The organism is Geobacter sp. OR-1, from assembly GCF_000813145.1.
Classification (GTDB): domain Bacteria; phylum Desulfobacterota; class Desulfuromonadia; order Geobacterales; family DSM-12255; genus Geoanaerobacter.
The window spans coordinates 1-6,741 of record NZ_BAZF01000041.1; the positions used below are offsets into that span (position 1 = coordinate 1).

Consider the following 6,741-nt stretch of genomic DNA (forward strand, 5'->3'; position numbering starts at 1 on the left):
GATCTCGTTGAAGTCGCCGCTGTATTGATCGGTGATCTTGGGCGGGATATCGCCCTTGGCGATCCGGTCGACATACTCGGCCGCGACGTTCAGCGGCCCGATGACCGCATCGAGGGTCTCGTTTACCCCCTGGACGATCTTACGGAAGTCACCCTGATGTTTGGAGGCATCGGCTCTGGTGTCGAGCTTGCCGGCAACGGCGGCGGCGGAGAGCATGTTGGCGTCGGCAACCAGGGCGTTGACGGCGTCGATGGCCTGGTTGAGGTTGTTCTTGATCTCGTTGAAGTCGCCGTTGTAGGAGTCGGTGATCCGCGGCGGGATGTCGCCTTTGGAGATCCGGTCGACATATTCGGCGGCAACGTTCAACGGCCCGATGACCGCATCGAGGGTGTCGTTGACACCGGCCACGATCTTCTGGAATTCACCCTGATGTTTGGAGGCGTCGGCGCGGGTGTCGAGCTTGCCGGCGACGGCGGCGGCTGAGAGCATGTTGGCATCCGAAACCAGGGCCTTGATCGTTTCCACCATGTTGTGCATAGCTACGACGATGCTCGCCTTGTCTTTGCCGTCTATATCGAGCTGCATGGAGAGGTCGCCTACGGCCACGCACCCGGCGACCTCGGCGACAAAGGCCGGTTCACCGCCAAGCTGACGCTTGATCTCGCGGGTAACCGTGATCCCGATCCCCAGCCCAAGAATCAGCGCCACTACGGTCAGGATTGCCATCATCTTGATCGCCAGAGCCTCATCCTCTTCAATCTTCTTGGTCGCCGCGTCGACATTCTTGTCGACCAGATTAACAAGACCGTTGAGTGCGGCATCGAGATCGGTCCCGGCTTTCTCCGCCTTTTCCTCAAGGCTGGCCGCTGCGCTCAATTTGCCCTGCAGGAGCAGGACCATCACCTGGTCGGCCTCCTGATCGAAGTCCTTGTATTCTTTCTCAATCGCTTTCAGATGCTCGGATACCTCCTTAAACTCCTTCTGGGCAACGGCATCACCGGCAGTCTCCTTGAGCGCCTTGTCAATCAGGGCGTCGCTTTTCTTCAACAGCTCTGCCGACTCTTTGACCTTTTTCACGAACTCCTCTTCGGTTTTCTTCAGCTCCGCCGTTTGATTGGTGATACCCAGGCGGATGGCGCGCTGGAGCATGACTTCCTGTTCCTTCTGAATCCCGGAGATATCGTTGATTGCCGCCGTAAGCGGTATCTCCCGCTCATCCAGAGCCTTGATCTCGTCTCCGGTGCTCTTAAGCTGCAAAATACCGTATCCGGCCAGAGCACACATAATAATGATCAGAATGCCCGCGAGTCCGAGTATCTTGGTGCCTATCTTCATGTTTTTCATGATGTTCATATCGATCTCCTTGGTGTTTAGTGAAACCCCGTAACATTCAACCTTGATATCCGGTCAGTTCGGCATATAGGTCATGTTCACAGCTCCGCTGTCCAGGTCGTAATACGCACCCATTACTTTCACCATGCCATCTTCTACCGCTTCCGAAATGATCGGCGCTGCCGTACGGATCTTTTCCGCAACCTGCTTGACATTCGACCTGATGCAGGTGTCGAGAAGCTCGCCGTGTCCGGAATGGCGGGCTTTACCTTTTTCCACGGCCGGCTTTATCATTTCCACGACACTTTTGATATTCCCAGGCGCTTCTCCTCCCTGCAGAGCTGCCGTTACTGCTCCACAACGCTCATGCCCCAGCACGAGCACCAGTTTTGTGCCGAGATGATCCACTGCGTACTCGATACTCCCCAGTGCGATGGAGTCGACAATATTGCCGGCAGTCCGCACCACGAATATATCGCCGTACCCCTGGTCGAACAGCAGTTCCGGAGGCACCCGCGAATCGGAACAGCTGACTACCACCGCTTTCGGATGCTGAGCCCTGGCAAGCTCCGTCCTTCGGGCAACCGTCCTGTTGGGTCCTTTTGCATGCCCCGACACATAGCGCTTGTTGCCATTGAGGAGCTGATTAAGCGCCTCATCGGCGTTGATACCGGCAACATGCTCACCGTGCCCCCCTCCACCATGGGATGCCGTCGCCTTTTGGCTATGACCTTTTGCAGCGTGCTTCTCCTTTTTCGCCGGAGTGTGCGCTGCAGGCTTGTTGCCGTTGTCGCCATGGACGGCCGTCACTGCTTTCCCCTCTCCGTGCGGGGCAGTCTTCTCCATGCCGGCCTTGAACTCCTCGACCCTCTTGTCGATGCCGGTTTCAGCCCAGGCCCCACCGGCAATCAGGGGAATCAGGATGAAGCTGCTAAGGAACTTTGTGCTGGGTTTAAGGTCGTAGAACCATTTCATTTTTGGCCCCTCCGTTTGCTTAAAATCACCTCTCATTTGCTTCAACACGCAAAATTTGCTCAACTATATAGAAAGTGCGATTGTATTGGCAGCCATGTAAATTCTGCACAACATGTAAGAGCCACCGCGGATCGTCAGAGCATTCAACAGTTGATCGCCAGATCAAGCGACACAATTGCAGCCGCTATGTGGACTATTAATGGACGGATCGTCGCTGCTGTTTGCCCGCATCCTCTTCCAGAATTGGTCCCAGTGACATCGGCATTCCTTGAGAATGCCGCATATCATTGACCTTGCTTTAACCGTTTACCTTTGAGGTACATTTTGTTTATTCGGATAAGAGAAGGTGGAAATGAATAAGGGATATCGATAAGGAGATAAGGGATTACCTTAGAGGGATATAATGTTACTCATAGCTCTATCAGCCTACTACTTTCGGCGCAATGACGCTGTACTCGAAAGTGAACACCTTAATATACTGGAACATTTATTTAATCGAGAGTGATCATCCCCTCACGAAGCGCTAACTTTGTAAGGTCCGCAACGTTCGTAAGCTTCAGCTTTTTCTGGATATTTGTTCGATGGGTCTCAATGGTCTTGATGCTCAGTTCCAGTTTAAAAGCAATCTCCTTGGTATTGTAACCCTCGGCAATCAGCTGCAACACCTGGCACTCACGCTCAGACAGGGATTTGAGCTTGGAGGGCTGATTGCGATGATTCATCTGGTACTCATCAACGATGATGTTGGTTATCCTGCTGCTCAGGTAGACCTCGCCCCTGCAGACCGTGCGGATGGCCGTTGCCAGTTCGTCAACGGCGCAGTCTTTGAGAAGATAGCCCCTGGAGCCGGCTTCCAACGCCTCCAGCACGAACCGCCGCTCGTCGTGCATCGACAATGCAAGCACGTGCATATCCGGGTTAGCCGCTTTGATCCGTTTGATCGCCTCGATTCCGTTCATTTTTGGCATGCTCATGTCCATCATCACCAGATCAGGAGATAGCTCCATGGCTCGCTGCACCGCCTCAATGCCATTTTCCGCCTCGGCGACTATGGCTATGCCTTCTTCCTCTTTCAACAGCGAAACCAGACCTTGCCTAACAATCTGGTGGTCATCGACCAGTAGTATCGTAATTCCCATCATTACACTCCTCTGCCAATTCATTTTTATCGAGTGGCGCCCATAAAGAGATATTACTCCCCAGGCCGATTTTGGCGTCTATATAAACTCGCCCATCAAGGTGTTCAATACGCTGACAAATACTCAGCAGTCCGAACCCCCCATGAACACCATGCTGTCGCAGTGATTTCGCAGAGTCAAAACCAATACCGTCATCCCGGACTGTCAACCTCAACTCATTGGACTCTCTGACAATTTCAATAACAACATTCTGTGCCCGGGCGTGTTTGGCAACGTTGACCAAGAGTTCCCGCACCATCTGGAAAATAGTTACCTTGACCTCTTCGCGCAGCGGCTTGGGCGCTCGGTCATCGCGTAGCTCCACCAGGAAGCCATGCTCAGCCTGGAAGCGCTCGCCCAAAGTCTCCAGCGCGGCACCAAGACCGACTTCATAGAGAAGCGGTGGGCTTATCTCCAATGTCAGCGACCGTACCGAACGGATCGAATCCTCGACGAGCCTGCGGACCTCTGCCAGATCATTTGCAGGAAGCTGGCCATGCATCTTCAGATGTGAATCAAGCTTTATCTTGGCAAATGCGAGTGTCTGACCAATCTGGTCGTGGAGTTCAACAGCCAGCCGTCGCCGTTCCTTTTCTTCGGCAAGGGCAAGCTCTGCCGAAAGAGCGGTCAGCTGTTGCCGGTTGCTGATCAGCGCCTCTGACATGGCATCAAAAGCACGCCCAAGTTCTCCCAGCTCTCCACCGGAAACATGGTCGGAAATGCGAACATTAAGATTCCCTTTTGATACCTGCCTGGTCGCCTGCAGCAACAAGGCAATCTTATCCAGTATCCCACGTTTGCAGATATAGGCTGCCAGGGCAACTACCATTGCAGTACTGAACGTAAGCACCACGATGTTGAACCAGAACGAGGAGTTTGCCCTTCTGGAAACAATCTCTGCAGGAATCCCGGTACGGACATACATGTAGGGCGTTGCCTCGCTATCCAGGCGGAGTTTCTTGTAGGCAAAGATCCGGGGAATATTCAAGTTGCCGCTCCCGGCAAAGGTCCCCTCGTCTGGCCCTGCCTGCATAAAGCGAAAATGGTCCGGCCGGTCAGGCCTGCCGATCAGATCAGGCAAAATATTATGAAACAGGATCGTCCCCTTGTGGTCGAACAGCGTGAGTGAGGTTTTCTGCGGCAACTCACTTATTTTCAGCTTTTTGTCATAATGGGAAAGGGATAATGAAATGACACCTACGTCCCTTATCCGCCCACCGTTATCCTTGAATGGATAGGCAAAGCTAATAATCGGTTGATTTAAAAGGCGTCCGATGATGTATTCACCGGAGGAAAATCGGCCAGTACTCACGGCATTTCTGAAGAACCTCCGGTGTCCGGCATTCATCGGTTCTTTCACCGGCACCGCTGAAGCCCAGAGCGAACCGTTAGCGTCAAACATCACAAAATTTGATATCTGCGGATGCGTCCTGATCATTTCGGCAAGCAGCCGGTTTACCTTTGCGGAATCACGCTGTTGCACCGCAGGGAGGTAAGAGATGGCACTGAGCAGCTGCTCGGCTCCCGCCAGCAGGACCTCCTGGTCATTCTTTATCTCGCCGGCAAGCCGCTCCACCACAAGGGTTGCATCAAACAGGTCATGCTGACGCTCCTTATGGGCTGAATAAGTCATTATGCCCAGAGGGACCACGGCCATAAGCAAAATGATAATAAGAATATAGGTGCGAATCGTAGGCAAAAGCAAACTACCCGTTCCGTCTCCTGGTAGTGGCATTCATTTCGCCATTAACTTCACCAGATGACTACAGACCATTTTGATAACACAGCCTTGTCACAAAGATCTTTTCCAGTGAGATCGATTAAAACCATCGAAGCATCAAACTATGAGGTTATGAATTGATAATCGGAGAAAGATGAGAAGCCCTCAATAAGGGATTCCCTTAGCAGCGAGAGCTAAAAACCCTTAGAGAATACCAATAACAATAAACTACTGCATGATCAGACCATCTTTTCCACTATTCTTACAATTGAAACGCCATGGTTGCCCATGGCGCTTTGTGTCACTATCATGCCTTGCCGGTTTCCGTCTGCTCAGGCAGCGGCCTGGCTGCCGCCTCCCTGCATCGATTCCATATCTTCAAAGGTAAAGACCTTGTCGATATTGAGGATCATGATGAAGGTCTCGTTATGCTTGCCCATGCCGATCAGGAACTCGGTGTTGAGCTTGGTCCCGATCCGCGGCGCTGCTTCGATCTGCTCCGGCTCCAGTTCCAGGACCTCCTGAACCGAATCCGCCAAGGCCCCGACTATGGAGGTGTCGCCGTCCAGGGCGATCTCCATGACGATGATGCAGGTGTTGACGGTCTTTTCCGTGGCGGTCATCCCGAATTTGAGCCGCATGTCAACCACCGGTACGACGCTCCCCCTGAGATTGATAACGCCCCGCATGAAATCAGGGGTCTGGGGGACTTTGGTAACCGTGGTGAAGTCAAGGATCTCGCGGACCTTGGCGACGTTGACGGCAAAGACTTCATCACCGAGCTTGAAGGTGAGACACTGTATCGTTTCCGTTATCCCTGCTACGCTCATTTTATCCTCCGTGAATAACTTCTGTGAATAGTGAATGGTGAATAGTGAAGATTTGATTCTTTCACTTTCACTATTCACCTTTCACTGTCTTTTTCACTTTTCACCGCCTTTTTTCACCTTTCACTATTCACCTTTCACCGCCTCTAGTATTTCTCGAATTCTTTATCCAGCTGGTCTTTCCCCAGATTAAGCCCGAAACCGCTCTCATTGACGGCCATCTTTTTCGGGGCCTTGGCTACCAGCTGCTTGGGCTTGGCACTTTCAGCAGGCGATGACGGTGGCTGCGCCGGCAGTTGCCGCTGGCTGCTCCTAAGGTCCGACAGGTCGAGTTTGAAGAAGCCGATGGAGCTGATCAGCTGATCGGCCTGGCCGGATAACCCGGTGGCGGTGGAGGCCATCTCTTCGGCAACGGCGGCGTTCTGCTGGATGACCTGATCGAGCTGCTGGATGGCTTTGTTGATCTGCTCGGCGCCGGTGTCCTGTTCTTTGCTGGCGGCGGAGATCTCCTGCACCAGTTCGGCGGTCCGCTGGATGTCGGGCAGGATGCCGGCGAGCATGGCACCGGCCTTTTCCGCGACCTCGACGCTGGAGCCGGACAGCTCGCTGATCTCGCCGGCGGCGTTCTGGCTCCGTTCGGCCAGTTTCCTGACCTCGGAGGCGACGACTGCGAACCCTTTGCCGTGTTCGCCGGCACGCGCCGCTTCAA

At 53.4% G+C, this 6,741-nt stretch carries 6 protein-coding genes; all 6 read right to left on the reverse strand.

The features are described 5' to 3' along the window. Positions 1-1,353 (reverse strand): HAMP domain-containing protein (locus OR1_RS21240; protein WP_193377116.1); only part of this gene is annotated, 1,353 nt, incomplete at its 3' end. 54 nt (positions 1,354-1,407) lie between these two features. Further along, positions 1,408-2,307: a carbonic anhydrase gene (locus OR1_RS20215; RefSeq protein WP_160295289.1), complete on the reverse strand. Its 900-nt coding sequence runs from the start codon at positions 2,305-2,307 to the stop codon at positions 1,408-1,410. 491 nt (positions 2,308-2,798) lie between these two features. Then, the gene (locus OR1_RS20220; protein WP_041974898.1) at positions 2,799-3,446 is read right to left on the reverse strand and encodes a response regulator transcription factor; all 648 of its coding nucleotides are present in this window, start codon (positions 3,444-3,446) and stop codon (positions 2,799-2,801) included. Next, complete coding sequence (locus tag OR1_RS21245) at positions 3,418-5,118, reverse strand: cache domain-containing protein (protein ID WP_160295290.1); 1,701 nt, start codon at positions 5,116-5,118, stop codon at positions 3,418-3,420. Before OR1_RS21245 ends, OR1_RS20220 begins: the two co-directional genes overlap by 29 nt. A gap of 419 nt (positions 5,119-5,537) precedes the next feature. Then, positions 5,538-6,035, reverse strand: coding sequence for a chemotaxis protein CheW (locus OR1_RS20230; RefSeq protein WP_041974900.1), 498 nt, complete (start codon positions 6,033-6,035; stop codon positions 5,538-5,540). Positions 6,036-6,178: 143 nt separating this feature from the next. Beyond that, positions 6,179-6,741 (reverse strand): methyl-accepting chemotaxis protein (locus tag OR1_RS20235; protein ID WP_041974902.1); only part of this gene is annotated, 563 nt, incomplete at its 5' end.

What these genes read in the sequence shown, in the direction of transcription:
- OR1_RS20215 (WP_160295289.1), bottom strand. Translation starts at nt 2,307, where the DNA reads ATGAAATGGTTCTACGACCTTAAACCCAGCACAAAGTTCCTTAGCAGC.
- OR1_RS20220 (WP_041974898.1), bottom strand. Translation starts at nt 3,446, where the DNA reads ATGGGAATTACGATACTACTGGTCGATGACCACCAGATTGTTAGGCAA.
- OR1_RS21245 (WP_160295290.1), bottom strand. Translation starts at nt 5,118, where the DNA reads ATGACTTATTCAGCCCATAAGGAGCGTCAGCATGACCTGTTTGATGCA.
- OR1_RS20230 (WP_041974900.1), bottom strand. Translation starts at nt 6,035, where the DNA reads ATGAGCGTAGCAGGGATAACGGAAACGATACAGTGTCTCACCTTCAAG.